General features: G+C 70.8%; 23 protein-coding genes and 1 pseudogene. 10 read left to right on the plus strand and 14 right to left on the minus strand.

Annotated elements, in window-relative coordinates; genetic code table 11:
* Positions 1–51 precede the first annotated feature (51 nt).
* From ACIOWN_RS15085 to ACIOWN_RS15095, 3 genes are all read left to right on the plus strand, one after another.
* Positions 52–525 carry a MarR family transcriptional regulator gene (locus tag ACIOWN_RS15085; RefSeq protein ID WP_362351795.1) on the plus strand — a complete coding sequence of 158 codons (474 nt, stop codon included), beginning with the start codon at positions 52–54 and terminating at the stop codon, positions 523–525.
* Between the two features lie 19 nt (positions 526–544).
* Positions 545–652 (plus strand): multicopper oxidase domain-containing protein, encoded by a 108-nt coding sequence (locus ACIOWN_RS15090; protein WP_362351792.1) that lies wholly within the window; start codon positions 545–547, stop codon positions 650–652.
* A 137-nt stretch (positions 653–789) separates the two neighbouring features.
* Complete coding sequence (locus ACIOWN_RS15095) at positions 790–1,932, plus strand: site-2 protease family protein (protein WP_362351789.1); 1,143 nt, start codon at positions 790–792, stop codon at positions 1,930–1,932.
* 50 nt (positions 1,933–1,982) lie between these two features.
* On the opposite strand, the gene ACIOWN_RS15100 is transcribed toward ACIOWN_RS15095, so the two are convergent.
* The 6 genes from ACIOWN_RS15100 to ACIOWN_RS15125 form a co-directional block, all read right to left on the minus strand.
* Entirely contained in the window at positions 1,983–3,179 is a 1,197-nt protein-coding gene (locus tag ACIOWN_RS15100; protein WP_362351786.1) for a glycosyltransferase 87 family protein, read from the minus strand.
* The gene (mptB, locus tag ACIOWN_RS15105; protein ID WP_362351783.1) at positions 3,176–4,564 is read right to left on the minus strand and encodes a polyprenol phosphomannose-dependent alpha 1,6 mannosyltransferase MptB; all 1,389 of its coding nucleotides are present in this window, start codon (positions 4,562–4,564) and stop codon (positions 3,176–3,178) included. Before mptB ends, ACIOWN_RS15100 begins: the two co-directional genes overlap by 4 nt.
* A gap of 222 nt (positions 4,565–4,786) precedes the next feature.
* On the minus strand, positions 4,787–6,199 hold the full coding sequence (gene aspA, locus ACIOWN_RS15110) for an aspartate ammonia-lyase (protein ID WP_362351780.1): 1,413 nt from the start codon (positions 6,197–6,199) through the stop codon (positions 4,787–4,789).
* A gap of 37 nt (positions 6,200–6,236) precedes the next feature.
* Positions 6,237–7,292: an asparaginase gene (locus tag ACIOWN_RS15115; RefSeq protein ID WP_362352038.1), complete on the minus strand. Its 1,056-nt coding sequence runs from the start codon at positions 7,290–7,292 to the stop codon at positions 6,237–6,239.
* An 11-nt stretch (positions 7,293–7,303) separates the two neighbouring features.
* Positions 7,304–8,035, minus strand: a complete 732-nt coding sequence (locus ACIOWN_RS15120) for a FadR/GntR family transcriptional regulator (protein WP_362351777.1) — start codon at positions 8,033–8,035, stop codon at positions 7,304–7,306.
* 67 nt (positions 8,036–8,102) lie between these two features.
* Positions 8,103–8,450: a DUF1330 domain-containing protein gene (locus ACIOWN_RS15125; RefSeq protein ID WP_362351774.1), complete on the minus strand. Its 348-nt coding sequence runs from the start codon at positions 8,448–8,450 to the stop codon at positions 8,103–8,105.
* A gap of 390 nt (positions 8,451–8,840) precedes the next feature.
* On the opposite strand from ACIOWN_RS15125, the gene ACIOWN_RS15130 reads away from it, so the two are divergent.
* The 5 genes from ACIOWN_RS15130 (at position 8,841) to ACIOWN_RS15150 (ending at position 14,142) form a co-directional block, all read left to right on the plus strand.
* Positions 8,841–9,983: a glycoside hydrolase family 19 protein gene (locus ACIOWN_RS15130; protein ID WP_362351771.1), complete on the plus strand. Its 1,143-nt coding sequence runs from the start codon at positions 8,841–8,843 to the stop codon at positions 9,981–9,983.
* A gap of 493 nt (positions 9,984–10,476) precedes the next feature.
* Positions 10,477–10,734 (plus strand): hypothetical protein, encoded by a 258-nt coding sequence (locus ACIOWN_RS15135; protein WP_362351768.1) that lies wholly within the window; start codon positions 10,477–10,479, stop codon positions 10,732–10,734.
* A gap of 154 nt (positions 10,735–10,888) precedes the next feature.
* On the plus strand, positions 10,889–12,244 hold the full coding sequence (locus ACIOWN_RS15140) for a PP2C family protein-serine/threonine phosphatase (protein ID WP_401982410.1): 1,356 nt from the start codon (positions 10,889–10,891) through the stop codon (positions 12,242–12,244).
* 201 nt (positions 12,245–12,445) lie between these two features.
* Positions 12,446–13,417 (plus strand): MASE1 domain-containing protein, encoded by a 972-nt coding sequence (locus tag ACIOWN_RS15145; protein WP_362351765.1) that lies wholly within the window; start codon positions 12,446–12,448, stop codon positions 13,415–13,417.
* A 149-nt stretch (positions 13,418–13,566) separates the two neighbouring features.
* Entirely contained in the window at positions 13,567–14,142 is a 576-nt protein-coding gene (locus tag ACIOWN_RS15150) for a TetR/AcrR family transcriptional regulator (RefSeq protein WP_401982411.1), read from the plus strand.
* A gap of 605 nt (positions 14,143–14,747) precedes the next feature.
* On the opposite strand, the gene ACIOWN_RS15155 is transcribed toward ACIOWN_RS15150, so the two are convergent.
* A complete protein-coding gene (locus ACIOWN_RS15155; RefSeq protein ID WP_362351759.1) occupies positions 14,748–15,182 on the minus strand; it encodes a VOC family protein in 435 nt (144 codons plus the stop codon).
* A gap of 1,012 nt (positions 15,183–16,194) precedes the next feature.
* On the opposite strand from ACIOWN_RS15155, the gene ACIOWN_RS15160 reads away from it, so the two are divergent.
* On the plus strand, positions 16,195–16,407 hold the full coding sequence (locus tag ACIOWN_RS15160) for a transposase (RefSeq protein ID WP_401982519.1): 213 nt from the start codon (positions 16,195–16,197) through the stop codon (positions 16,405–16,407).
* A 9-nt stretch (positions 16,408–16,416) separates the two neighbouring features.
* Here ACIOWN_RS15160 and ACIOWN_RS15165 read toward each other — a convergent pair whose 3' ends face one another.
* Positions 16,417–16,692, minus strand: a complete 276-nt coding sequence (locus ACIOWN_RS15165) for a hypothetical protein (RefSeq protein WP_362351756.1) — start codon at positions 16,690–16,692, stop codon at positions 16,417–16,419.
* A 476-nt stretch (positions 16,693–17,168) separates the two neighbouring features.
* Between ACIOWN_RS15165 and helR the strand changes: the two genes are divergently transcribed.
* Complete coding sequence (gene helR, locus ACIOWN_RS15170; protein WP_362351754.1) at positions 17,169–19,352, plus strand: RNA polymerase recycling motor ATPase HelR; 2,184 nt, start codon at positions 17,169–17,171, stop codon at positions 19,350–19,352.
* Between the two features lie 51 nt (positions 19,353–19,403).
* Here the strand turns inward: helR and ACIOWN_RS15175 are convergent, their stop codons facing one another.
* The 6 genes and pseudogenes from ACIOWN_RS15175 to ACIOWN_RS15200 all read right to left on the minus strand — a co-directional run bounded on the left by ACIOWN_RS15175 (position 19,404) and on the right by ACIOWN_RS15200 (position 26,077).
* A complete protein-coding gene (locus tag ACIOWN_RS15175) occupies positions 19,404–19,808 on the minus strand; it encodes a hypothetical protein (protein ID WP_362351751.1) in 405 nt (134 codons plus the stop codon).
* 213 nt (positions 19,809–20,021) lie between these two features.
* Positions 20,022–20,534, minus strand: coding sequence for a hypothetical protein (locus tag ACIOWN_RS15180; RefSeq protein WP_401982521.1), 513 nt, complete (start codon positions 20,532–20,534; stop codon positions 20,022–20,024).
* Positions 20,535–21,095: 561 nt separating this feature from the next.
* Positions 21,096–21,635 (minus strand): annotated as a pseudogene (locus tag ACIOWN_RS15185) (hypothetical protein); the annotation flags it as partial.
* Positions 21,636–21,638: 3 nt separating this feature from the next.
* The gene (locus tag ACIOWN_RS15190) at positions 21,639–22,661 is read right to left on the minus strand and encodes an IPT/TIG domain-containing protein (protein WP_362351748.1); all 1,023 of its coding nucleotides are present in this window, start codon (positions 22,659–22,661) and stop codon (positions 21,639–21,641) included.
* 145 nt (positions 22,662–22,806) lie between these two features.
* Positions 22,807–23,553 (minus strand): IPT/TIG domain-containing protein, encoded by a 747-nt coding sequence (locus tag ACIOWN_RS15195; RefSeq protein ID WP_362351745.1) that lies wholly within the window; start codon positions 23,551–23,553, stop codon positions 22,807–22,809.
* Positions 23,554–24,436: 883 nt separating this feature from the next.
* The gene (locus ACIOWN_RS15200) at positions 24,437–26,077 is read right to left on the minus strand and encodes a cellulose binding domain-containing protein (protein WP_362351742.1); all 1,641 of its coding nucleotides are present in this window, start codon (positions 26,075–26,077) and stop codon (positions 24,437–24,439) included.

A 26,077-nucleotide genomic window follows, 5' to 3' on the forward strand; every position in this document is an offset into this window, starting at 1 on the left:
TTTACTCACATCGAGTAAAGAAGCTTTACACAGGTGTGTCAAGATGAGCCGATGGAGACCCACGACCCACTTGAGCGCACCGAGCTCACCTTCCTGCTCGGCCTGGCCTTCCAGCTGGTCCTCTCCGAGTTCGTGAGCCGCGTGGACGCCGCCGGACACACCGACCTGCGCCCCGTGCACGGTCTGGTCTTCCAGGCGCTCCGCGGCGCCGGAGCCACGAGCAGCGAGCTGGCCGAGCAGCTCGGGGTCACCAAGCAGGCCGCCGGACAGATCATCGACGACCTCGAAGAGCGGGGGTACGTCCAGCGGCAACCGCACCCCGCCGGCGGTCGGCGGAAACTCGTCGTGCTGACCACCAGGGCCCACGAGCACCTGGCCGTGGCCGGGCGGATCCTGCACGATCTGGAGGCGCAGCTGGCCAGGCGGCTCCACGAAACCGGGCTCCAGGTGCCACGAGCCGAACTCGCCGCCCTCATCAGGGCGTTGGCCGGGGACTCCATCCCGCCGCTGCGTCCCGTCTGGTGACCTGCGTCCGGCCGAGGCCGTGGAAGTGGTCGTCCGCTTCACCGACTACACCGGCCCCTTCATGCTCCACTGCCACAACCTGGAGCACGAGGACATGGCCATGATGGGCGACTTCGTCACCGAGTAGCGCCCGCGCGGCAAAGCGGCCGGGCGCCGTCTGTCCGACAGGAAGCACACCCCTCGCCGGACGGAAGCCCGATGTTCCCTTTCATCGGCCGGTGGCGGACCCTGGAAGCAGGGCGTGACCTCTCGGCGGTGATGGGAATGAAGGGTTCTGTCCGGCTCGGGAACATCCGGGGACTGGCGATCCAGGCGCACTGGAGCGTGCCACTGGTCATGCTCTTCTTCGCCTACGGCCTGGCCGTCTGGACGCTGCCCAGGTACGCGGCCGGTGTGGCGCCGGTGGTGTACGCGGCCGGTGGGGTGGTCGGTGCTTCGCTGTTGCTGGTGAGCCTGGTGGTGCACGAGGTGGCACACGCGCTCACGGCTCGCAGGGCGGGGATCTCCGTACGGGACGTCACGCTGTGGGCACTCGGTGGACTGACCCGGATGGACCGGCCGACGACGGCGCGTACGGCGTTCTGGGTCGCCGTCAGCGGCCCGGTCGCCAGCCTGCTGCTCGGCGGTGTCTGGCTGGGCCTGGCGGCCGCCGTTGACGCGACGCTGAGGTGGCGGGTTCCGATAGCCGTGCTGGGGTGGCTGGGCGGCACGAACCTGCTGCTGGGTGTCTTCAACCTGCTGCCCGCCGCGCCCCTGGACGGAGGCCGGCTGGTCCAGGCCGCGGTGTGGTGGCGTACGGGGGACCGCGAGCGGGCCCAGCGGGCGGCCGGCCGCAGCGGACAGGTCATCGGTATGGCGCTGGCCGCCGCCGGGTGGGTGGTGCTCCTGAGGGGCACCACCGGCGGCCTGTGGCTGATGGCCATCGGCCTGTTCGTGGCAGGTACCGCCGCGACCGAACGGCGGTGGGCGGAGCTGGTCACCGCCCTGCGTGGCGTGCGGGTGGGGCAGACGATGACCACTCCGGTGGTGACCGGGCCCGACTGGCTGACCGTGGACAGCTTCCTGTCCGAGGTGGCCACCCGGACGGGTCACTCGGTGGTGCCGCTACTGGACTTCGACGGCCGTCCCAGCGGCCTCCTCCAGATGCGCAGGCTGGCCGCCGTACCGCCCGGGCAGCGGGAGCGGCTGCGGGCGCGGGACCTCGCGACCCCGCTGTCCCGGTGCACGCTCGCCGCACCGGACGAGCTGCTGAACTCCGTACTGGAGCGCCTCGGCGCCGCGGGCGGTGGACTGCCCATCCTGGTCATGGACGACGGCCGGCTCGGCGGGATCGTCACCGCGCACGACATCGACCGGTCCCGCCGACGCCACCGCGACCCTTCGGCGCACAGGGAGCACCCGGTGTAGCGGACCGGTGGGCCAGCCTCGTCCCGCAACGGCCGTCGCCTCCGCGCGGGTCAGGATCCCGTCGGTGTACGACCGACGGCACCGGGTGCGGGCACGCCGGTACCGCCGGCGAGGGACGGGCTCGTGACGCAGGGCCGGCCGGTCGGCAGTGCCAGCAGCAGGCCCAGGGTGATCCACACATACGTGTTGCTGCCGAGGAAGCCGCCGAGTCCGGAGGCGTCGTCGAACCACAGCCAGACCACGCTGCTGCACAGCAGCCCGTACAGGACGGCCGCGATCCACAGGCGGCGAGCGTGCGCGAGCACCGCGAACGACGGCAGCAGCCAGACGAGATGGTGCACCCAGGTGATCGGGCTGATCAGGCACGGGACCAGCCCCGTGAGGGCGAAGGCGGCCCGCCAGTCGTCCATGCGCAGCGCCTGGCGCGTGCGCCACGCCCACACCGCCAGGACGACGAGGACGGCCAGGGCCCAGGCGGCGCGGCTGGGTTCGCCCGGTGCCGCGAGGCGGGCGAGGACGCCCTGGAGGGACTGGTTGGAGACGTAGTCGAGGCGGCCGACGCGGGTGGTGTCCCAGACGGCGTGCGTCCAGTAGAAGCGGGAGGCGTCCGGTGCCGCCCAGGCCGCGAGGACCGTGGCGGCGGTGGTGACGGCGGTCGCGACGGCGGCGGCCCGCCGGCGCCGGGCGAGCAGCAGCAGGCCGATGAAGACCGCGGGCGTGAGCTTGACGGCCGCGGCGAGCCCGATGCCCGCTCCGGCCCAGCGGCCGCGCCCGGTGGACAGCAGCCATCCGTCGGTGAGTACGAGGGCCAGCAGCAGGAGGTTGACCTGCCCGAAGCTGATGGTGTCCCGCACGGGTTCCAGCAGCGCCAGCGCGCAGGCCGCCAGGGCCCAGCCGAACCAGCCGTGGCGGTTGAGTTCCCGGCCGGCGAGGATCCGGAGCACGACGGCGACGGCGACGAGGTTGAGCAGCAGCGCGCCCGCGATCGCCGTGTCCGGGTCGACGAGCGCCATCGGCAGCATGCTCAGCGCTGCGAACGGCGGGTAGGTGAAGCCGTAGCCGGTCCCCGGAAGGTGGTAGTCGTAGATGCGGCCGCCCTGGTGCACCCAGTCGTTCACGGCACCGTAGTAGACGCGCAGGTCGAACCAGCCGCGCAGCAGCGGCACGGTGGCGGTGAAGGCTGTCACGGCGACGGCGAGGCACAGGACGAGGACGAGCCGACCCGGTTCGGTACGCGGCAGTCTCACACCGTCCCTCCGAGCACCGGGGCCTGGGCCGTCTGGTGGGCCTGCCACAGGACGACCAGGGCGAGCGCGCCTCCGGAGACCGCGAGGGCCACCTGGGCGAGGTCGGGCGGGCCGCCGCTGGGCAGCACGGCGAGCGCGAGGACGGCGGTCGCGGCGGCAACCCGGTGGCGGACGGAGGCGCTGGGGGCCGCGGCGGCGATGAGGAACAGGCCCCACAGCCCGTACCAGGGCCGGATCGCCGGGCCGAGGACGGCCACGGCGGCGAGGCTCAGGCCGAGCGCGTAGATCGGTCCAGGACGCAGCCGGAGCCATATGAACAGCACCACGACCAGGGTCGCGAGCAGGCCGGCCGCGTGCCAGAAGGGGGTCGCGAGGGGTGCGAGGCCGCTGCCCAGGTGCGCGAGGACGTCGCCCGTGGCCCGGCCGAGGAGGCTGGTGGGCGACCAGTTGTACGGGGAGACGGGTGTCCGCAGGGCCGCGATCCAGCCGTATCCCGTGCCGGTGAGGGCGGTCGCCACGACCGTGGTGGCGAGGGCGACGGCGGTGGTCGTCGCGATCGCGCGTGCCAGTCCGGTGTGCCGGCGCAGTGCGACCACGGCCAGCAGGCCGAGCGCGGCCGGTGCCTTCACCAGCGCGGCGAGCGTGATCAGGACGACCCCTAGGACGTGCAGGCGGCCGCGGGCGGCGAGCAGCCCGATGCCGAGCAGTCCCAGCATGATGGCGTCGTTGTGGGCGCCGGCGACCAGGTGCAGCAGCACCAGTGGGTTGAGGGCGCCGAGCCACAGCGCGGCGGCGGGGTCGGCACCGCACTGGCGGGCGAGCCGCGGCAGCGCCACGGCCATGAGTGCCACGCCGAGCAGGGCGACCAACCGCATGCCGAGCAGGCCCGAGGGCAGTTCCCCGCGGGTCAGGCCGGACAGGGCGGAGGCGACGGCGAGGAAGACCGGACCGTACGGGGCCGCGGTGTCCCGCCACACCGGCGCGACCTCGGCCGCCAGCGGCCCGCCGAGTTGTGCGGGCCCGTGCGTGTACACGTCGAGCTGGGCGTCGACCATGGCGCCCTGCGCGAGATAGCTGTACACGTCCCGGCTGAACAGCGGCGGCGCCAGCAGCAGCGGTGCCGCCCATACGGCCAGGGCGAGCAGCAGGGCGCGGGGCGTTGGCGGCTCGGGGCCGCGGATCACCCTGCCGAGCAGCGCCCACGCGGCGATCAGCAGGACGACCCCGAAGTACACGCCCACGAGTCCGAGCGCGGCGCGCCCGGACTCGGGAGAGACCAGATCCGCGACCGGCAGGGCCCCGGCGGTCTGACCGCCCAGCGCGAGGAAGGCGGTACCGGCCAGGCCGAGGGCCTGGCAGCGGCGGAGATCGACGGGGAAAGCCATGGCCAACACTCGGGAAGCGTGGCAACGCCGGGTGGCCGGTGGGCGACGCAGGCCCCTCGGCGGAGCGGCGTGCGCATGACCGCTGCATGAGCGACGCGGTGGGCGGAACTCCCCGCCGCGTCGCTGGTGCCCGTGGCGTGCCCGGCATGACGTTAGTGTCCCGGTGACGTGGATGTCCCGGCCTGGTGGATGTCTCGGCCCGGTCGCCGGGCGGGTGGTGGCTCAGAGCTCCGGTGAGCCGCTGCCCGCGAGCACCTCGGGCCGCAGCAGAGCCTCAAGGCGCTCGGCCGGCAGCAGGCCCTTCTCCAGGACGAGTTCGGCGACGCCGCGGCCGGTGGCCAGGGCCTCCTTGGCGATGCCGGTGGCCGCCTCGTACCCGATGTGCGGATTGAGGGCGGTGACCAGACCGATGGAGTTCTCCACCGCGGACCGCAACTGCTCGGTGTTGGCCGTGATGCCGGACACGCACCGCTCGGCGAGGGTCAGGCAGGCGCGCTCCAGGTGGGTGATGCTCTCCGACAGGGAGTGCAGGATGATCGGCTCGAACGCGTTCAGCTGGAGCTGACCGGCCTCGGCGGCCATGGTGATGGTCACGTCGTTGCCGATCACCTCGAAGGCGACCTGGTTGACGACCTCGGGGATGACCGGGTTGACCTTGCCGGGCATGATGCTCGAACCGGCCTGCACCGGCGGCAGGTTGATCTCGTTGAGGCCCGCGCGCGGACCGGAGGACAGCAGGCGCAGGTCGTTGCAGCTCTTGGAGAGCTTGACGGCGATCCGCTTGAGCACGCCGGACATCTGCACGAAGGCACCGCAGTCCTGGGTGGCCTCCACCAGGTTGGCGGCCGTCACCAGCGGCAGGCCGGTGATCCCGGCGAGGTGGCGGCGGGCCGACTCGGCGTATCCGGCGGGGGCGTTGAGACCGGTACCGATCGCCGTGGCGCCGAGGTTGATCTCGTGGATCAGTTCGACGGCCTCCGCGAGCCGCAGGCGGTCCTCGTCGAGCATGACCGCGAACGTGGAGAACTCCTGCCCCAGCGTCATCGGCACGGCGTCCTGGAGCTGGGTGCGGCCCATCTTGAGCACATCGCGGAACTCGAGGGCCTTGCCGGCGAAGGCGTCCTGGAGCACGGCCATGGCCTTGAGCAGGCCGCGTACCGCGAACACCGTCGCGATCTTGACGGCGGTCGGGTAGACGTCGTTGGTGGACTGGCCGAGGTTGACGTCCTCGTTGGGGTGGAGGTGCTGGTACTCGCCCTTGGCGTGGCCGAGCAGTTCCAGCGCGCGGTTGGCGACGACCTCGTTGGCGTTCATGTTGGTGGAGGTGCCGGCGCCTCCCTGGATGACGTCGACGACGAACTCGTCGTGCAGTTTGCCGTCGCGGATCTCGCGGCAGGCCTCGACGATGGCTGCGGCCTTGCGCGGCTCCAGCAGGCCGAGTTCCTCGTTGGCCAGGGCGGCGGCCTCCTTGACGGCGGCGAGGGCGTCGATCAGGTGCGGGTAGGCGGAGATCGGCGTCCCGGTGACGGGGAAGTTCTCCTTGGCGCGCAGGGAGTGGATGCCCCAGTACGCCTCGGCGGGTACGTCGCGGTGGCCGAGCAGGTCGTGCTCGCTGCGGTGGGCTGCGGCGGTCATGGCTGTGCGGGTCCTCTTTCGGAGGTGAGCGGTCCGGTCAGGCGTGCGTCTGGGCGTGGGGGTGGCCCCCGCCCGGGCGGGACCCGGGGACCGGGGCGGGGTCGAGGGCGCGGACGGGCCGGACGCTGCCGACCGGTCGGCCGCCGCCGAGCAGGGGCTCGCCGGCGAACCCGGTGAGCGCGGCCGGGTCGATCCCGGCCCGTGCGAGGGCCGCGGCGGCGACCGGGACGCGCGCCCGGTTCGCTCCGTCGGCGATCTTCACGGCGACGGCCCGGCCGTCCGGCAGCGCGGCGACCTGGACGCCCTCGAAGCCGTCCTTGGCGAGCAGCCCGGGCACGGCGCGCATGAGCGCCGCGACGTCCCGCCGGGAGCCGGAGGCCATCTCGGCGTGCTCACGCATGGCGTCCGCGACCCGCGCCTCGGGGGTGCCGGCCGGTGCGGTGGTGATCCGGGCCGCGGCGCGCGCGAGCCCGTGCAGCGAGACGGCGAACAGGGGCGCGCCGCAGCCGTCGACGGTCACCCGGGCGATCGCCTGGCCGGTGAGGTCCTCGACGGTTTCGGCGACGGCCCGCTGCAAGGGGTGGCCCGGATCGAGGTAGTCCTCCAGCGGCCAGCCGTTGAGCTGGCAGGTGTGGAGCATGGCCGCGTGCTTTCCGGAGCAGTTCTGCGCGAGCCGGGACGGCCGGCGCCCCTCGCGCACCCAGGCGTCGCGGACGACCGGGTCGTACGGCAGGTCGGGGACGTTGCGCAGGACGTCCTCGGTGACTCCGGCCAGCTCCAGGATGCGCCGGGTGCCGGCGAGGTGCCGTTCCTCCCCGGAGTGGCTGGCGGCGGTCAGCGACAGCAGTTCCCCGTCGAGCGGCAGCCCGGCCCGGAGCATCGCCACCGCCTGCATCGGCTTGAGCGCCGAACGCGGGTAGAAGGCGGCCTCGATGTCGCCGAGTCGCAGCTCCACGGCTCCGTCGGCGCCGAGCACGACGACCGAGCCGTAGTGGATGCCCTCGACGACCCCGCCACGGACGAGATGAGCGACGGGCACGTGGCGGGGCTCCCGGACCACGGGGGCCCCGGCCACGGCCGGACTTCCGTACATGACTGCCTGGTTCACGCCTTGGAACCGCCTTCCGTGCGGGCGTCCGTGCGGTTCGGGCGCATGATGTCGGTGAGTGTCTTCTCGACGCGGTCGAGATGGTGGGTCATGGCCTGCGCCGCGTCGTGTCCGGAACCGTCGATCAGAGCCTCGACGATCGCGCGGTGCTCGCGGTTGGACTGCTCGCGCCGGCCGCCGAGCTCGTTGAGGAAGGCGGACTGGCGGGCCAGCGCGTCCCGGATCTCCTCGATCACCCGGCGGAACACGGGGTTCTGGGCGGCTTCGGCCACTGCCAGGTGGAAGACGGTGTCCATCGCGACCCACGCGGTGGTGTCCGTCTCCTGCTCCATCCGTTCCAGGAGATGGACCAGGTGATCGAGGTTCTCGGCCGTACGGCGCTCCGCCGCGTATCCGGCGACCGGGATCTCGACGTGGCGGCGCACCTCCAGCAGGTCGCCGGCCCCGTAGTCGCCGAAGGTGGGCTCCTCGACGGCGTTGGCGACGACGAAGGTGCCCTTGCCGGTCCTGGAGACCGTGAGCCCCATCGTCTGCAGGGCCCTCAGGGCCTCCCGCAGCACGGGCCGGCTGATCTCCAGGGTGCGGCACAGCTCGGCTTCCGAGGGGAGCTTGTCGCCGATGGCGTATTCGCCGTGCTCGATGGCACCGCGAAGGTGGCCGAGCACCGCTTCCATGGCGCTGACGCGCCGCGGCCCCGGACCACCTGTCTGGCTGTCTGACAGGTTCACGGGGTGATCCTGCGGGTGGCGGGGCCGGACTGTCAAGGCGCGCCCTTGCCCGAGCGCAGGCCACGCCCTATTCGGCGGGCAACGCCTCCCGCATCGCCTTCGCGGTGCCGGCCGGGTCGTAGCCGTCGGGCACACCCGGCACCAGGATGATGTCGCCGTCGATGTGCCGCGAGCGCAGGGGTGCGATCTCCTGGTACGCGGGTGAGTCCCACCAGGCCCGCGCCTCGGCGATCCCGGGGAAGCCGATCACCACGACACCCCCGGGCCAGCTCCCCTCCTTCACCTCGTGCCGCGTGGCATGCACGAGGAAACGGCCACCGTACGGCTCGAAGGTGCCGCTGATGCGCTCGATGTACTCGGCGATCTCCGGATGCGGAGCGGCCTCCTGCAAGTGAGCTATGGCGTAGGCGGTCATGTCGTCCTTCCGTCCGGTCGGGCTCTGCTGCACGGGCGATCTTGGCAGGCGGCTGCGCGAAGGGCGATGACCTGTCAGGTAAGCGCGCCCGGTGCGCCGCCCAGGCTGACGCCATGTAAGGCGTGGGGCGCGGGGCGCAGTGCGGTGACCGCGGTCGCCGGTGGCTCAATTATCGGCCAGATGTCATGTACAGCTCTTGACCGTATTGGTTTAGACCTTTAGATTCCAGGCCGTCAGGCCCCCACCGTGCCGGGTCGAGTGCCCGTGTCGCACCGGCGGTCCCCGCCGGACCGTACCCGTACGCCCACCTCCGCGACCGCTCCCCCGCCCCACCGGAGCCGGGTGGCCACGTCGTCACTCAACCAACTCTTCCTCAGGAGCACACCCCCCATGCCCACCCCCCACCCCGGTTTGAGCCTCCGCAGACGCGCACCCCTGGCCAGGCTCACGGTCAGCGCGGTGCTCGCTCTCGCCCTCTCCGCCCTGTTCGCCGTCTCCCCCGCCTGGGCGGCGGAGGGGCAGATCAGCGGCCTCGCCGGCAAGTGCGTCGACGTCGCCGCCGCGAGCAACGCCAACGGCACGGCCGTCCAGCTCTACGACTGCAACGGCACGAACGCCCAGAACTGGTCCAACCCCGGTGACGGAACCCTGCGGGCGCTCGGCAAGTGCCTCGACGTCGTCGACCGCAGCACGGCCGACGGCGCCGCCGTCCAGCTGTGGGACTGCTCCGGCGGAGCGAACCAGCAGTGGGTCGTCACCGCCGCCCGCGACATCGTCAACCCGGCCGCGAACAAGTGCCTCGACGTGCGGGACAACAACAGCGCCAACGGCACCCGTCTGCAGATCTGGACCTGCACCGGGGGCGGCAACCAGAAGTGGAGCGCCCCGTCGAGCGGCGGCAGCGGCAACCCGTCCGGGTTCGTCGTCTCCGAGGCCCAGTTCAACCAGATGTTCCCGAACCGGAACTCCTTCTACACCTACAGCGGTCTGAAAGCCGCGCTCAGTGCCTACCCCGGCTTCGCCGGTACGGGCAGCGACACGACCAAGAAGCAGGAGGCGGCCGCGTTCCTGGCGAACGTCAATCACGAGACGGGCGGCCTGGTCCACGTCGTCGAGCAGAACACCGCCAACTACCCGCACTACTGCGACTGGAGCCGGTCGTACGGCTGCCCCGCCGGACAGGCGGCCTACTACGGCCGCGGGCCCATCCAGCTCAGCTGGAACTTCAACTACAAGGCAGCCGGTGACGCGCTCGGCATCGACCTGCTCAACAACCCCTGGCTGGTGCAGAACGACGCCTCCGTGGCCTGGAAGACCGGCCTGTGGTACTGGAACACCCAGTCGGGTCCCGGCTCCATGACTCCGCACGCCGCCATGGTCAACGGTGCCGGATTCGGGCAGACCATCCGCTCGATCAACGGCTCCCTGGAGTGCGACGGCAGGAACCCCGCCCAGGTGCAGAGCCGCGTCGACGCCTACCAGCGCTTCGCGTCCATCCTCGGCGTGAGCCCCGGTAACAACCTGTACTGCTGAGCAACACCGTTCCGAGGCGATGAGGCGGGGCGTGGGCCGAGGAAGTTCGGTCCACGCCCCGTCCGCTTGCGCGCTCTCGCCACCCGGGAGCCGCTGTCGCGGCAACGAGGCCGGCGGCCGGCCTGTATGACGGTGTGTGACATGCCGCTTTCAGCGTAATAGGCGGGTTGGGCCGTCTGGCCGCGCCACTGTGTGCGGGTTGATCACGGTCGTGTCAGGAGACTGTGGGTGCACAGATCGCGTGAGTGGCTGCATGAGCGGATCCTCTGGGACAAGCGACGGACTCCGAGGATTCCGGGGCGGGCGTCGGCGCGGAAGTACGGAGTGTCGCGGAACACGGCGGCCACGGCACTCGGGCATCCGGTGCCGCTGAAGCGGAAGAAGCCTCCGCCGTGGGGGCGCGTGTCGGAGCCGGTGAACGAGTGTGCGCTGGGCGCGCTGCGGATGTCGCCCTCAGGCAGGGCCGAGGGTGGGCTCCGTCACCACCGGCCTGATGGCCGTCGATGCCCGCAAGGCCATGGAGCACCGGGAGGCGGCGGACGACAGCGGCGAGGCAGACTTTGATGGTGGAGGCGGCGGACAGGCGGACGACGCCCACCGTGACGAGGGCGCGCCCGGCGCGAAGGTGATCTCCCCGCTTGCGCGGCGGCTGCCGCTGGACGTGCGGACCGCGCCCGCGGACATCAGCGCGTACCAGCAGCTGCTGAAACCGGTGACAAGGCATGCGACAACGAAGGGCACGAGCGTATGACCCCCACCAGGACCGCCGAGGCCACGGCCGGGCGGGTGGTGCCGGCGAGGACCTCGCCGCCGGGTGAGGCGGAGGGCACGCTGATCCGGCCCGCCACTGGCTCCTGCCGGTTGAAGGCCGCCGAGAGCGGGTACCCGCGCTGCAGGCGATCGTGATGGTGGTGGGCAAGAAGAGGCAAGGGGTGGAGCGGCCGCCCATCCCCGACCTGCTTGCGGGTCTGGATGCCGAGCTGGGCCGGATCGATGATCAGCTGCGCGCTCTGGCCGCCGCCAAACAACGGGTTCAGGGCCTGCTGCAGGCGGTGGTGGCCATCACCCGGGAGGTGGAGCTGCCCGCGGTACTGCACCGCATCGTGACCACCGCCATGGAACTGGTCGGCGCCCGCTACGGGGCACTGGGAGTTCTTGACGAGTCCGGCGAGTTCCTGGAGCAGTTCATCGCCGTCGGCGTGACCGAGCAGGAGCGGTCGGCCTTGGCCGATGCGGGGTTTCCTCGCGGTCTGGGCGTGCTCGGGCACCTGATCCGCCACCCCGAGCCCTTGCGGGTGGACGACATCTCCTCCCATCCGTCCTCGGTCGGCCTGCCGGCCGGCCACCCGCCCATGCGGACCCTGCTGGGCGTCGCCGTCAGCGTCCGCGGCGAGATCTACGGCGACCTCTTCCTGTCCGAGCGGCGCGACGGACGGCCCTTCGATGCCCACGACGAGACCATCGTCGTCGCCCTCGCCAGTGCCGCCGGTATCGCGATCGACAACGTCCGGCTCTTCGAACAGGTTCGTACCGGATCCGAACAGTTCCAGCGGTGTCTGCTGCCGACGCTGCCCGACATGCGGCCCTTCGACGCCGCCGCCATCTACCGGCCCGCCGCCAAACCCCACCATGTGGGCGGCGACTGGTACGACGCCATCCTGCTTCCGGACGGCGCGGTGGCGGTCGTCATCGGCGACGTGGTCGGTCACGATCTGCACGCCGCCGCCGCCATGGCCTCCACCCGCAACATGCTGCGCGCTTTGCTGTTCACCCTGCTCACTCCACCCAGCGCTGTCCTCGCCCAGCTCGATCGCACCCTCGAAGCCATCACCGACAGCCCCGTCACCACCACCAGCCTGGCGCGCATCGAACCCTCGGGGGCTGCCTGGAGGCTGCACTGGAGTTCCGCGGGCCACGTCCCCCCGTTGCTGATCGCCCCGGGCGGCCGGACGGAATACCTGTTCACGGAGCCCGGACTACCACTGAACGTCGACGTGGGGCAGCCCCGCCCCGACCACACCCATCCCCTGCCCCCGGGCACCACCGTGGTCTTCTTCACCGACGGCCTCATCGAACACCCCGCCCACCCCCTCGAGGAGAGCTTGGACGACCTGGCCGGACTCGCCACCGCACACGCGGCCCTGCCCCTGCAGGACTTCGTGCAGGCCCTCGCCGACCACCACCCAAGCGACGCGCACGACGACATGGCCATCCTCGCCCTGCGCACCCCCGCTGAGGCCGCACAGGCCCATCCTTGCTAAGAGGCAGATCCTTCACGTCACACGTCGCTCCCGTAGTGGTCACCCGAAGCAATCCCGGCAGAACACATTGCGAAAGGTCATACAGATGAGCGGCGGCGTCGTGGGCCCGGAAGAGCCGGCGAACGGTGGACGACGGAGCAGGGCCGGAGGGAAGACCTCCCGATGACCGTTGCGAGCCGCGACAAGCTCCGGAGCGGTGGCATGAGGGCCCTGCAGATCATCGCCGTCGCCGCGCTGTACTACGCCTCAGGCAAGCTGGGACTTCTCCAACATTTCATGCGCGGGCAGGTCACGCCGTTGTGGCCGCCGACCGGGATCTCCCTGGCCGCACTGCTCCTGATGGGCCCGCGGGTCTGGCCCGGGATCGTGCTCGGCTCCCTCCTGATCGACATCACACTGGGACCGCCGATTCCCGCCGTGCTCACGATCACGGCAGGCAACACACTCGCGCCCCTCTGCTCCTACGCCCTCCTTCGCGCCACCGGGTTCCGCACTCTGATGAACCGCTTCCAGGACGCGCTCGCGCTCGTCTTCCTCGGCGCGTTCGCCGGCATGCTCATCAGCGCGACCGTGGGCAGCAGCGCCCTGAGCCTCGCTCACGCGCTGCCCCCTGGCGGGTTCTGGCTGACATGGTGGGTCTGGTGGACCGGCGACGCCACGGGCGTCCTGCTGGTCACACCGCTGCTGCTCGCCCTCCGTTCGGCGCACTGGCCGAAGGACGCACCACCAGCCAGATGGGCGGAGGGATCGCTGCTGGTCGCGGCCACCATCGGTATCGGTCTGCTCCAGACCTTCCCCGCACCGCTGCTCTTCCTCGGCTTCCCGTTGCTGACCTGGGCGGCCTTCCGCTTCCAGCGCGCCGGAGCCACGCCCTGCGCGCTGGCCGTATCCACCTTCGCCATCCTCGCCGCCACCCGCAAGGCAGGCCCGTTCGCCGGTCACACCCTGCTCACCGACATGATTTCGCTGCAGGCCTACAACGGCGCCGCCGCGCTGACCGCGCTGCTGCTCTCCGCGGCCATCACCGCGCAGAACCAGGCCCAGGAAAAGATCCAGGAGGCCAGCAGGCGACTTGCCGAGATGGTGGCGAGAGCCGCGCCGGACACCGGACCGCCGGCGCTCCCCGATACCCAGGGCGACGGGGAGAACGGCGGTCGGACGCCACCGCCGTGATCAAACGGTGGGCCCGACGAGGTTCGGGCCCACCGAACCGCGCCTGCCCAGGACGCGGTAAGAGCCACCCGGAAGCCTCACCACGTCCAAGTCGATCCCGTCCTCGCGGTTGAACGCGTCGCCGCGGATCAGGGAAGCGAGGACTTTCCGTGATCGCTCCGAGGCAACTCGCCCGCCCGCCGGCGCGCGCCGACGCCCGGCGGAATTACGAGGCACTGGTCGCCGCCGCGGAGGAGGTCTTCGTCACTGAAGGCCCCGACGCCCCCCTGGATCTGATCGCGCGGGGGGGGGCCGGCGTCGGCAACGCGACGCTCTCTCGGCACTTCCCGACCCGGCGCGACCTCCTGGAGGTGGTGTGCGTCGGCGAGGTCGAGACGTTGTGCGAACTGGCCGAGCGGCTGTGCGCCGAGCCGAACCCTCGCGAGGCACTGATCACCTGGATCCGGGCCTACATCGACCACGTCAGCGCTCACCGCGGACTGGGCTCCGCGCCGAACACCGGCACACAGGAGGACGACACCCTGGTCGCCGTGTGCCAGGCAGCGGTGACCGAGGCCGGCGGCACCCTCCTGGAAGCGGCCGTTCGGACCGGAGGCGTGCGTGGAGACCTGCGGATCCCCGATCTGCTCGCTCTGGTGGGCGCCCTGGCCACGGCGAGTGAGAGCGGCGACGAGGAAAGGCCCGAAAGGCTTCTCCAACTGGTCATCGAGGGGATCGGCGGCTGACCGGCGACGCCGGAGGCCATCGTTGATTGGTCAACGAGCCGTTGGACGGCCTCAGGCCGGTCACCTGCCGGTAGGTTTCAGGGCTTTGTGACCGCGGTCCTCTTCGGCCGGCAAGGCACGGTCATGGTCCTGTCGAGGTGCCCAAGCCTCCGCTGCACGACCGCCGCCTGCTCAGCCGCCGAATCCGGAGGCAGGTATCAGTCGGTACTGCAGCCGCAGTTGGTGCGACCGGTGATCACGAGACCAGCCACACCCTGCACTGGTCTCGCTGGCGCCGCCGACACCAGCACCGAGCCCGGCTCAGCCACTACCGCCGCCGTGGCCATCGTCCCCCGCAACCTCATCAGTTGGCCCCTGCTGTGACACCCGATCACCTATCGCTGGGACTACGAGGACATAGAGGGCAGTGCGGCTCGTTCGGATTCGGAGCAGAGGATGCAGAACTCATTGCCCTCCGGGTCGGCGAGCACGACGTCATGTACAGCGCGCACATCATCGAGACCGGCACCGACAGCTTCCGGTTGGCCCAGCCGCTCCGAGTCGGCTATTGGGCGATGAGCGGATCGCGCCGGTCAGCAGCGGGGTGATCCCGCACCCGATCAACGTCAAGCCGAGGCGGCGCCGATGCAGAACTCATTGCCCTCCGGGTCGGCCATCACCATATGGTGACCCTCAAACTCCTCCAGGACGACCCCGCCCGCTTCAACCAGCCGCTCGGACTCCGCCCTCATCCGCGCCCACTTCTCACCGGGGCTGCCGTGTCCCGGCACCCGGACGTCGATATGAAGCCGGTTCTTCGCGGTCTTCGGCTCGGGAACCTTGAGGATGCAGAGCCGGGGGCCGACGCCGTCAGGGTCGCAAAGCCACGCGCCGTCGTCCGCGGAATCGTCCTCCGGAAGGTCGAACTGCGCGAGCCACTCCTCGCGGGTTCTGAAAGGAGCGGGCGGCGGCTCGTCCACGTACCCCAAGGCCGTCTTCCAAAACTCGGCGAGGAGCTTCGCGTCTGCGCAATCAAGGGTCAGATCGATTCTGGCTGCCATAGCAGGACCGTACTGCGCACCTCTGACCGTCGCGGCTGAGTCGGAGGAGAGACGGCTGCCGATACGCCGTGACTGGTTGGACACTGCCAGACGCGCTGCGGCCGACAGCCCTGCGCGAGTTGTCGGCCACCACTTTGCTCAGCTCGGACGTTCTCCGCCGCCCGAGCCAATGCCCGCATCCGTCGTCCACGTCGGATCCGAGAATCCGACAGTCCCGGATCGGACACGGGTCGAGGTCCTGCGGTCCGTCGAGCCCCCACCACCGCCAGACAACCCACCCGAACGGGGTGGAGCCAGAACAACTGGCCAGAGCCAAGTTGACGCCCCTCACTCGGCCCCCGTCACACCCCATGGAGCCACTTCCAGTGTCGAAGTGGAGCAACAACCAGGGTCTGGCACAATTTCCGTGAGACGGTCACGCCTTGTAGTTGTTGATCTACCTTCGGGCGGTGCGGAAGTCGCCTTGAAATTGCTCCTCGCGCGGGTGGCACGACCGACATTCGGTGGCCGTGAACGAGGTGCTGTCCCGGTTACGGGAGCTGCTGTCGGTCCCCGGCGTCGCGGTCCCTCGTCCACGAACTCCTTGCGCAAGGCATGGGCATCCGCCACATCACCCGCCATCTGGGCTGGGGTCGGCACACTGTCCAGCGGTACGCCCGCGCCGCCCGCTGCCAGGACATAGTCAAGGGCCGCAAGCGGCAACTCCCCGGCAAACTCGACCCGTTCAAGCCCTACCTGGCCGGGAGCTGGGCCGAAGCGGAAGGGAACGTGACCATCCTCGATCTCCACCGGGAGATCACCGCAGGGCTTCCGGCTTCCGCAGCCACTACTCCACGATCCGTGACTGGATCCGGCGCGACCTGCCGCAGAGGGAAGGCTTCACGCCCGCCCCGCCACCGCCGTCGGTACGGCAGGTGACTGGCCGGCTCACCCGGCGCCCTGCCACCCTGACCGAAGAGGAAAAACCGCACCGCAAGATCGTGCTTGACCGCTGCCCGGCCTGCCCGACTGGATCACCGAGGCCACGGACACCAACCTGCCCGGCATCAGCAGTTTCGCCGCTGGACTGAACAACGACTTCGAGGCGGTGACCGCCAGGCTGACCACCGACTGGAACTCCGGCCCGGCCGAAGGGACCGTCAACCAAATCAAAATGCTCAAACGACAGATGTTCGGCCGCGCCGGCTTCGGCCTTCTGCGCAAGCGGGTCCTGCTCACCTCCTAATGATCCCGGTCAGACCGCGTCCACGAGTCCGAAGCCGTCTGGAAAGCCCTTCAGGAACGCCCGCCGAGACGGATCGGTCTCCTCGCGGGCCATGACTTCGAGCAGACTGAGGAACTCGCCCTGCTGCTCGTCGGACAGCTTGCCCACAACGTGGGCGACGCCCTCCATGACCTTGACGGCGTCGTCCGGATCCATTTGCTCGTCTTCACAGCCGTCGATGAACCACAGGACATCGACGAGGGCCTCGGCCAGGGCTCGCGCCAGGGAAGGGTATGCAGCGGGCATTCAGGCGATCTCCCAGCAAGGCTGGCGAACAAGGTCTGGCCATCTCATCACATGCTGCTGACATCACAGTCAGTGACCGCTACACGGACTTGCGCCAGACCCCGAAACAACCTGTCACACGGCTTGCCGCGCGCGATCGGCCGTCAGCGCGCCGATCGCGGCACCGAGCTCCATCTGCTCGCGCAGGGTGCCGGGCACATCGCGCGGCGCGCGGCCGCTTCGTGAGGCGCCTGTCCGGCGGCCTCACTCTTCGGCGGAGGACGGCAAAAAGAAAGGAAAAGGAGGTCACCCGCTCCTTTCCACTCTCAACGTATAGCGCACTGGGGGGCTTGCGGCAAGGCCCCCGTCGTGCCGCACAATCACCGGCCGAAGCCGGAAACCAAGAGTCCGCCGGTGCCCGCTGAGCCACGCGGGCGCGTCGATCCCTGTGCCGCACGCAACGGTCGCAAGCGACCCAGATCGGAACCCGAGAGATCATGAACCCCCTCACCACCAGCGCTTTCGACCTGCCCGACCGTCTCTCCCCCAAGGCCGACCCGGCGCTGATCGCCGGCGACGAGCAGCACTTCGCGGCCATCGCGGAGTGCCTCGAACAGTCGATCGCCGAGGTGTCCGAACGCCTCGCCGCCGAGCGCAGGGCACCCGGCGGCACGGGCCGGCAGGCGCTGGACCGGGATCTGGAGATCCACCGGCTGACCGCACGGCTGCGCACCCTGCGCCGCTTCGGTCTGGACCTGTGCCTCGGCCGCATGGTCGGCACGGACCACCACGAGCCCGTGTACGTCGGGCGGCTCGGCCTCACGGACAGCACGGGGCGCCGGCTGCTGCTCGACTGGCGCTCCCCCGCGGCCGAGCCGTTCTTCGGAGCCACCCACGCCCATCCGATGGGGCTGACGAGCCGCCGCAGGTACCGCTGGACCCGCGGCCGGATCGCCGACTACTGGGACGAGGTGTTCACCGCTGACGACATCGCCGGGCACGCGGCGCTCGACGACCAGTCCGCGTTCATCGCCAGCCTGGGCGGCAGCCGGTCGTCGCGGATGCGTGACGTGCTCGGCACCATCCAGGCCGACCAGGACGCCATCATCCGCGCGGGATCCCGCGGCGCTCTCGTCGTAGACGGCGGTCCGGGTACGGGGAAGACCGTCGTCGCCCTGCACCGCGCCGCCTACCTTCTGTACTCCGACCCCCGCCTCGGCCACCGCCGCGGCGGCCTGCTGTTCGTCGGTCCGCACCAGCCGTACCTCGGCTACGTCGCCGACGTCCTCCCCAGCCTCGGCGAGGAGGGCGTGCAGACCTGCACCCTGCGCGACCTCGTCGCCGAGGGGGCCGCGGCGCCGGTCGAGAGCGACCCGGACGTGGCCCTCCTGAAGTCGTCCGCGGACATGGTGAAGGCGATCGAGAAGGCCGTCAGGTTCTACGAGGAGCCACCCGCGGAGGGGATGACGGTCACGACCCCCTGGTCCGACGTCCGGCTGAGCGCCGAGGACTGGGCGGTGGCGTTCGAGGCGGTCGAACCCGGTACCCCGCACAACGAGGCGCGCGACCAGGTCCGGGAGGAGCTGGTCACGATCCTGGTGGACAAGCACGAAGCGGACGGGCACGAGGGCGACGTCCCGGCCGACCGGCTCCGCACGTCCCTGACCCGCAACCGGGACCTGCTGACCGCCCTCAACCGCGCCTGGCCGCTGCTCGAAGCGGCCGACCTCGTCGGAGACCTGTGGTCCGTGCCCGCCTATCTGCGCATGTGCGCCCCCTGGCTCGGCCGCGACGAGGTCGAGAAGCTCCAGCGCCCGGACGCCCGGGCCTGGACGGTGTCCGACCTGCCCCTGCTGGACGCGGCGCGGCAGCGGCTCGGTGACGCGGAGACGTCGCGGCGCAAGGCCCGGCACGCGGCCGTTCTCGCCGCCCAGCGGGAGCGCATGGCGCAGGTCGTCGACAACCTGATCGCCGCCGCGGCCGACTCCGGGGCCGACGGTGACGACGGTGAGGGCCTGGTGACGATGCTGCGCGGTGCGGACGCCGAGGTCAGCCTGGTCGACGAGTCCGAACTGACCCACGCCGACCCGGACCGGCTCGCCGGCCCGTTCGCGCACATCGTCGTCGACGAGGCCCAGGAGCTGACCGACGCGGAGTGGCAGATGCTGCTGCTGCGGTGCCCGTCGCGGAGCTTCACCATCGTCGGGGACCGGGCCCAGGCCAGGCGCGGGTTCACGGAGTCGTGGCGGGAACGGCTCGCACGGATCGGGCTCGACCGGATCGACCTGGCGTCACTGAGCATCAACTACCGTACGCCGCAGGAGATCATGGCGGAGGCCGAGCCGGTCGTCCGGGCCGTGCTCCCGGACGCCAACGTGCCGACCTCGGTCCGCAGCGGCGGCCTCCCCGTCGTGCGCGGATCCACCTCGGAGCTGCGCACGATCGTCGACACCTGGCTGGCCGCACATGCCGACGGGATCGCCTGCGTCATCGGCGATCCCACGTTCCGGAGCACGTCCCGTGTCCGGTCACTCACCCCGGAGCTTTCGAAGGGGCTCGAATTCGACCTGGTCGTCCTCGTCGACCCGGATGGGTTCGGCGAGGGCGTCGCAGGGGCGATCGACCGCTATGTCGCCATGACCAGGGCAACCCAGCAGCTCGTCGTCCTCACGAGCCCTTGACGCCCGGCAGCCTCACGCTGCCGGGCACCGCTCCCTTCTGACTCCACGACGTCAGCGCCCTTCCTTCCGCCTGCCGCGCACGAGCCAGGCGGCTCCCCCGACGGCCAGGGCGACCGGCCATTCCAGGGCCCCCGCGACGGCGAGGGCTCCCAGGCCGCCGTAGAAGACCAGGTCCCGGGTGGGCACGTTCTCCAGACTGAGGTGCGGGATCGGAACCGGGGCGCGGAACACGCGGGTGCCCAGGTGGAGACCTCCGTCAGGATGGGCCTCCCCGGCCCCGTCATGCTGGGCTTGCGCGCGGCTGGTGAACGCTCGCCTGCTCTGGGTCGTGTAATGCCCCTTCTGGGCCCGTACGCGTGCCGCAGGCTCGAGCGTGGTCAGTCCAGCGTCCGACATCTTCTTCTGGGCCCGGACACGCTCGGTGGGCTCGAGCACGGTCTCAGCTGCCGTAACCATCCCCGCTCCTCCTCTCCTGTGATCCGGTGTGGATGTGTCCGTTCTTCCATCCACCCTTCCATCCTCGCGCGCCGTCCGCCGTGGGGCCGCCTGACGGTGAACCCGACGGCTCGACCGGGTCCCGGAAGCGCTCGTGCGGCGGCCCCGGTCGGGCCCTGGCTGGGCCGACCGGGGCCCGCGCCTCCGCTCACTTCTCAGCCGCGGAGCAGGCCGTCACGGCGAGCAGTAGGCAAGGGGGGTGACGTCGTAGCTCTGGGTGGCGGAGGTGTTGTGGAAGTTCACGGTCCAGCTGTCGCCGGGGTTCGTGCTCGTGCTCTGGTAGCTGTTCACGGGGATGACCTCGTCGCCCCCGACCCAGCCCCCGCTGACCGCCTTCTGACCGGCCGGACACACGACGACCAAGGCCAGCGTCTGGCCAGGCGCCAGCGTCGCGTCGCCTCCGACGACCTGAGTGACGTTGGCGCCGGCCGACGCGCCCTGCGGGCCGGTGGCACCCTGCGGGCCGGTGGCTCCGGTGGTGCCCTGCGGGCCGGTGGCTCCGGTGGTGCCCTGCGGGCCGGTCCCGCCCGTGTCGCCCTGCGGGCCGGCCGCCCCGGTCTCACCCTGCGGACCCGTCGCACCCTGAGCGCCGGTGGCACCCGTGTTGCCCTGAGGACCGGTCGCACCCGTGTTGCCCTGAGGGCCGGTCGCACCCGTAGTACCCGTAGCGCCCTGCGGACCGGGCACCCCGATGTCACCCTGCGGACCCGTCGCACCCTGAGCGCCAGTGGCACCCGTGTTGCCCTGAGGACCGGCAGGACCACCGACGCCCTGCGGCCCGGCAGGGCCGGTCGCGCCCGTGGCACCCGTCGCACCCGTGTCACCCTGGGGACCAGCGGCACCGGTCACGCCCTGCGGACCGCTCGCACCCTGAGCCCCGGTCGCTCCCGCATTGCCCTGAGGACCGGCAGGACCACCGACGCCCTGCGGCCCGGCAGGGCCGGTCGCGCCCGTGGCACCCGTCGCACCCGTATTGCCCTGAGGACCGGTCGCGCCCGTGTCACCCTGAGGACCGGCAGGACCACCCACACCCTGCGGACCGGCAGCGCCGTTGACACCCTGCGGACCGCTCGCACCCTGAGCCCCGGTCGCTCCCGTATTGCCCTGAGGACCGGCAGGACCACCCACACCCTGCGGCCCGGCAGGGCCGGTCGCGCCCGTGGCACCCGTCGCGCCCTGCGGGCCCTGCGGGCCCTGGGGTCCGGGCTCGCCGCAGGGCGGAACGGGGCCCGAGACCTTGACGTAGCGGGCGGCCACCCAGCCCGAGCGATTAGCGAGCCGGTACCAGTTCGAGTCGCCGTCGACGCTCTCGCCCACCGCCTGGCACCGGACGCTGATCCGTGCGCCGCTGGAATAGCTCCCCAGCTCTGCGGACTTGGTCGTGGGTTGGGCCCGGATGCTCAAGCTCGTCCTGGCAGTGACTGTCCCGGGAATCGCTGCCCCGAACGCGTTCCGTTCCACGTGTGTGGCAGCGAGCCCTGAGCGCGCCGTGTCCGACAGCCCCAAAGCAGCTGCCCCCAAAGGCCCTTGCAGCTCACATGCCAGGCCGAGACTCACCGCTCCCAGGGCCAACGACAGAAAGGTAAGCCTTCGCCTTCGCATCAAAACACCACGCCTTTCACTCTTCGCCTGCGATGAAGGGAGACATGAAGAGAAAAGCGCATATTCAAGCCATAACACTGCTATGACACGAACAAAATCCGATGGGACAGTAAGCTTTTTCAACCAGCCGCACGTCACGACGAATTGACGTGCAGTCGGATGGCGCCGGAGTCGGGCCGACCTCATGGGTCAGATCGCGGGGCCCGCGGTCCGGGTGTAGGTGAGCCCGTTGCTGACGCCCGCGGGAGTGGTCACCGTGACGGTGACCGCTCCGGCGGCACCGGCGGGCGCGACAGCCGTGACGCTGGTCGGAGAGAGCACGGTGAACGACGCCGGGACGCCGCCGAACTCCACGCCGGTCGTGGTGGTGAGGTTGCTGCCGGTCAGCGTGACGACGGCTCCCGCGTACGTCGGCCCCTGGCCGGGGGTCACGGAGATGAGGATGGGCGGGTCGAGGTAGACGTAGCTGAGAGGGTTGCTGGTGCCGCCGGGGGTGGTCACCGTGACCGCCGCGGCACCGGCCGCGTGAGCAGGAGTCACCACGGTGATCTGAGTGGCGGAGACGACGGTGAACGAAGCCGCCGCCGTGTCGAAGCGCACCGCCGTCGCGTTGAGAAGTCCGCTGCCCGTCAGGGTCGCCGCAGCGCCGCCGACCGAGGGCCCGGCTGGGGGTTCGATGTCGGTCAGCGACGGCACTGGGGCGTAGTAGAAGTACGCGCTGGGGGTGTCGGGGTTGCTGGTGCCGCCGGGGGTGGTCACCGTGACCGCCGCGGCACCGGCCGCGTGAGCGGGAGTCACCGCGACGATCCTCGTGGCGGACAGAACGGTGAACGACGTCGCCGCGATCCCGTCGAAGAGCACGGCCGTCGCCCCCGACAGGTTGGTGCCCGTCAGCGTCACCGTGGTGCCCCCGGAGACCGGCCCCTGACTGGGCGTCACGCCCGATACGGTGGGGGCGGATACGTAGGTGTACGTGACAGTCGGGGTGCTGGTGCCCTGGCTGGTAGTGACGATCACGTTCACCGTACCGGCGCCGGAAGGAGGGACCGCGGTGAGCTGTGTGCCGCTGAGGGCGGTGAACGAGATGGCGGCTCTGCCGCCGAACTGCACGGCTATCACACCGGTGAAGTCGGTACCCGTCACGGTGACGGTGTTCCCGCCGGAGGACGGCCCCTGGCTGGGACTGATCGAGGAGACGGTGGGGGCAGCCATGGCTGTACTCCTTCGCGCAGTACTGCGGTGGGTCTGTGCCACACCGGTTCGGGCGACGACGGCCAGTGCGTCGACACGCCCGCCCGAGCGGAGGGGGTCTGCGCTCGGACGGGTGTGTGGTGTGGTCCCGGACGAGGCCGCTGGATCAGATGCCGGGGCCGGCGACGTAGGTGAATCCGCCGGCGGCGGTGGCGGTCCCGGCAGGGTTGGTGACCACCACGTCGACGGCGCCCGCCGTGCCGGGCGGGGTGACCGCCGACAAGGTGGTGGCGCTGAGGACGGAGAACGGCGCGGCGGTGCCGCCGAAGGTGACCGAGCTGGTGCTGTCGAGGTTGGTGCCCGTGATGGTCACCGCCGTTCCACCGGAGGTCGGGCCCGAGGACGGGTTGACGGTCACGATCGTCGGGTCGTCGATGTAGGTGTAGGAGAGGCCGTTGTTGCTGCCGCCCGCTGTCGTCACGGTCACCCCAACCGGTCCGGCCGCGGTGCCCGCGGGCACGACGACGCTGATGGAACTGTCGGAGTTCACCGTCGGGGTGGCGGTGTTCGTGCCGAAGGACACGCTGGTCGCCGTCGACAGGCCGGTGCCGTTGATGGTGATGGTGTTGCCACCCGCCAGCGGCCCGGAGCTGGTGCTCAGAGCGGACTTGAACGGGGCGCCGACGTAGAAGAACGGCACCGGGTTGCTCGTCCCGCCCGGGGTTGTCACGGTGACCCCGACCGTGCCTGCCCCCGAGGGGGAGACCGCGGTGACCTGGGTCGCTGAGACGTTGGTGACGCTCGTGGCGGGCTTGGTGCCGAACGTCACCGCGCTGGTGTTGGAGAGGTTGGTACCGGTGATGGTCACCAGCGTGCCTCCGCCGGTGGAACCTTGGTTCGGAGAGATGGGCATGGGGACACTCCTTCGTCTCTGCTGGGGACATGCCAGGAACCAGCGGGATGGCCAGTCACCGTCCGCGTCGCCGCCGAGAAGGCGGACCGCCGCAGGCACACGAGCGCCGTCAGCCCGTTCGGGCTGCTTCAGGCGTGGAAGAACACGGCTCAGGAATGCTGCTGGACCCGGAGGGAACGAACGGACTGTCGCCGGGCGCACATGGCCAGGCGACCAGCAGCCTGCGCCGTCTTCCCTGGGCATGGAGAAAACCGGCAACAGCTGCCTGTCTCAACGTCCTTCTGGCACGGGGATGGGCAGCCCGCCGGTGTCACACTCTCAGTGACCCACACCTCCGCTCGGGTGACAAGAGGCCCTTCACCGCCATCACCCGTATGGAGTAATTCAGCGCTCGCCCGAGGCCCGGTCGCGTTCCCGCTCGGGGGCCTCGCGCGGGCATGCGGGGCCACCCGGGCCGGGCACTGCCGGCCCGCGCCGCGCCCTCGTGGCCAACTGCCTTGTCTCACAGGTCAAGACGATGCCGGGGCGCGCACCTCGGCAATCCCATTAGGTGGTACGGGGAAAGGCGAGCGCGTTGAACGCGCCCCCCTGATGGAGTGACGCAACCGGAAACCCCTTGCCGGTGCGCCGATCCGAAGGCTTGGATGTGAATATCCAACCGGTGGGCTGCCCGTCCTCTCCGGGGGATGTGGCAGTCGATCCGTGTACGGCTTCTCTTCGGGGGACGTGCGTGCGCGCCGGCTTGCCGCGATGGGCACCCCCGGTAGAGGAACTTGGATCGGGTCAGCCGGTGCCGTCCAGGTACCGGCTGACCCGGTGGTACACGTGGGTTCCGAATGCGTGGAGCCGATGCGCGGGGGATGCCAAGCGCTCCGGCTGGTGGTCAGGGGCTCTTGCAGGTGAGGTTTCCCGGTGCGGGGGTGGAGTTGCCGGTGGCGGTGAACCCGAAGGTGGCGGTGCCATTGGCCGCGAGGGTGCCGTTGTACGGGCTGTTGCGCACCGTGACGGATCCGCTGGTCCCGGTGTTGACACCGTCCCAGAGGCTGCTGATGGACTGACCGGAGGCCAGGTTCAGGCCGACGGTCCAGCCGTTGAGCGTGCTGGTGCCGTTGTTGCGGACCGTCACCTCGCCCTGGAAACCGCCGGGCCAGCTGTTGACGTTGCGGTAGGCGGCGGTGCAAGTACCGTTCGTGCCGCCGCCGCCCGGGTCTCCCCCCGTGCCGCCGCCCGGGTCGCCTCCGTTGCCGCCTCCGCCGTCGGTCAGGGGCGGCGTCTGCCAGTCACGCCACGAGGACAGGTTGCCGGACTTGCTGGGAGCGATCCTGAACACGCCTGAGCCGTTGCCCGTGCCCAGCAGGAACTTCTGGAGGTTCTGCTGCAGCGGTGTCTTCCACTCGGACCTGACGGCACAGTGGGTCCCGTCCTGCACGTCCGACCAGTAGGTGATGTTGCTGCCGGCACCGAGCGCCTTGTAGATCTCGGCCCCGCCCAGCGCCGCCACGCTTCCGGACCTGGCGGCCAGCCAGTCGACGTACGGGTTCTCCATGACGAACAGTCCGCGCGGCGCGACCATGCCCAGGATCTCGTGGGTGTCCACCGGCAGGGAGTTCGGGTTGCCCGTGTAGGAGCTGAACGCGTCGCCCAGCCACGGCTGTTCCGAGTAGGCGCTGCTCAGCGGCTGGGAACCGCTCTCCCCCGGAATACCGCGGAGGATGGGCACACCGCCGCTTCCCGACTCGATCGGCATGGTCAGGGCGACGCGCTGGTCGAACGCGCCGGCCACGATGGCGCCCTTGCCGAACCGCGAGCATCCCGTCACGCCGGTCGCGCTCGCCTTGAGGATGTTGCCGCCCGACTGCTCGATGACATCGATGATGCGGCTCACGCCCCAGGACCAGGCCATCAGCAGGCCCGTGCTGCTGGACGAGCCGTACACGCTGTAGAAGGCACCCTGCTTGGTGTTCCGCGCGGTGCCCTCCTTGCCCACCGAGTAGGGGTCGTAGTTGATGACGGCGACGCCGGAGGCCTTGATGGTGGCCGTGTCCGCGCCGAGCCCGCCGAACACGATGACGGCCGGGAAAGGCCCCGAACCGCTCGGAAGGCTCACGCTCGCCGAGAAGCTCACGCTCTTGCCCTGGTCCGTCACGTTCACGGTGACACTGCTCGCCGACACCGTGCCCGTGACGCCGGCGGGTTTCGCGGGCTTCTGGCCATAGACGGACCTCTGCGCCAACTGGCTGATCTCCGCCCGACGGCACCGCCAGTCGCCCTTGGCCGAGATCCGCGTGCCGTTCAGCTTCTTGAAGGGGTCCGGCAGCATGGAACTGGCAGCCGACGAGCCCGGGTTGGGCACCGCGCAGTCCGCACCGTCGTCCTCGCCGCCGGCCGGCACCTGCGCGGCGACGACGGCTCCTTCGGCGGCGCCGGCCTGTGCGGTGAGCGAGGGAGTGATGAGGCTCGCGGTGGCGACCAGGACCGCGGCCGCCCACACTCTGGGCCGATATCGAGACCGATGGAAGCGCAT

The sequence above is a fragment of the Streptomyces sp. NPDC087787 genome (assembly GCF_044743035.1).
Lineage (GTDB): Bacteria > Actinomycetota > Actinomycetes > Streptomycetales > Streptomycetaceae > Streptomyces.

Bases quoted from the DNA above. Each gene is read 5' to 3' on its own strand.
- ACIOWN_RS15085 (WP_362351795.1), top strand. From the start codon at position 52: ATGGAGACCCACGACCCACTTGAGCGCACCGAGCTCACCTTCCTGCTC.
- ACIOWN_RS15095 (WP_362351789.1), top strand. From the start codon at position 790: ATGAAGGGTTCTGTCCGGCTCGGGAACATCCGGGGACTGGCGATCCAG.
- mptB (WP_362351783.1), bottom strand. From the start codon at position 4,564: ATGGCTTTCCCCGTCGATCTCCGCCGCTGCCAGGCCCTCGGCCTGGCC.
- aspA (WP_362351780.1), bottom strand. From the start codon at position 6,199: ATGACCGCCGCAGCCCACCGCAGCGAGCACGACCTGCTCGGCCACCGC.
- ACIOWN_RS15115 (WP_362352038.1), bottom strand. From the start codon at position 7,292: ATGTACGGAAGTCCGGCCGTGGCCGGGGCCCCCGTGGTCCGGGAGCCC.
- ACIOWN_RS15125 (WP_362351774.1), bottom strand. From the start codon at position 8,450: ATGACCGCCTACGCCATAGCTCACTTGCAGGAGGCCGCTCCGCATCCG.
- ACIOWN_RS15130 (WP_362351771.1), top strand. From the start codon at position 8,841: ATGCCCACCCCCCACCCCGGTTTGAGCCTCCGCAGACGCGCACCCCTG.
- ACIOWN_RS15135 (WP_362351768.1), top strand. From the start codon at position 10,477: ATGGCCGTCGATGCCCGCAAGGCCATGGAGCACCGGGAGGCGGCGGAC.
- ACIOWN_RS15140 (WP_401982410.1), top strand. From the start codon at position 10,889: ATGGTGGTGGGCAAGAAGAGGCAAGGGGTGGAGCGGCCGCCCATCCCC.
- ACIOWN_RS15145 (WP_362351765.1), top strand. From the start codon at position 12,446: ATGAGGGCCCTGCAGATCATCGCCGTCGCCGCGCTGTACTACGCCTCA.
- ACIOWN_RS15155 (WP_362351759.1), bottom strand. From the start codon at position 15,182: ATGGCAGCCAGAATCGATCTGACCCTTGATTGCGCAGACGCGAAGCTC.
- ACIOWN_RS15165 (WP_362351756.1), bottom strand. From the start codon at position 16,692: ATGCCCGCTGCATACCCTTCCCTGGCGCGAGCCCTGGCCGAGGCCCTC.
- helR (WP_362351754.1), top strand. From the start codon at position 17,169: ATGAACCCCCTCACCACCAGCGCTTTCGACCTGCCCGACCGTCTCTCC.
- ACIOWN_RS15175 (WP_362351751.1), bottom strand. From the start codon at position 19,808: ATGGTTACGGCAGCTGAGACCGTGCTCGAGCCCACCGAGCGTGTCCGG.
- ACIOWN_RS15190 (WP_362351748.1), bottom strand. From the start codon at position 22,661: ATGGCTGCCCCCACCGTCTCCTCGATCAGTCCCAGCCAGGGGCCGTCC.
- ACIOWN_RS15195 (WP_362351745.1), bottom strand. From the start codon at position 23,553: ATGCCCATCTCTCCGAACCAAGGTTCCACCGGCGGAGGCACGCTGGTG.
- ACIOWN_RS15200 (WP_362351742.1), bottom strand. From the start codon at position 26,077: ATGCGCTTCCATCGGTCTCGATATCGGCCCAGAGTGTGGGCGGCCGCG.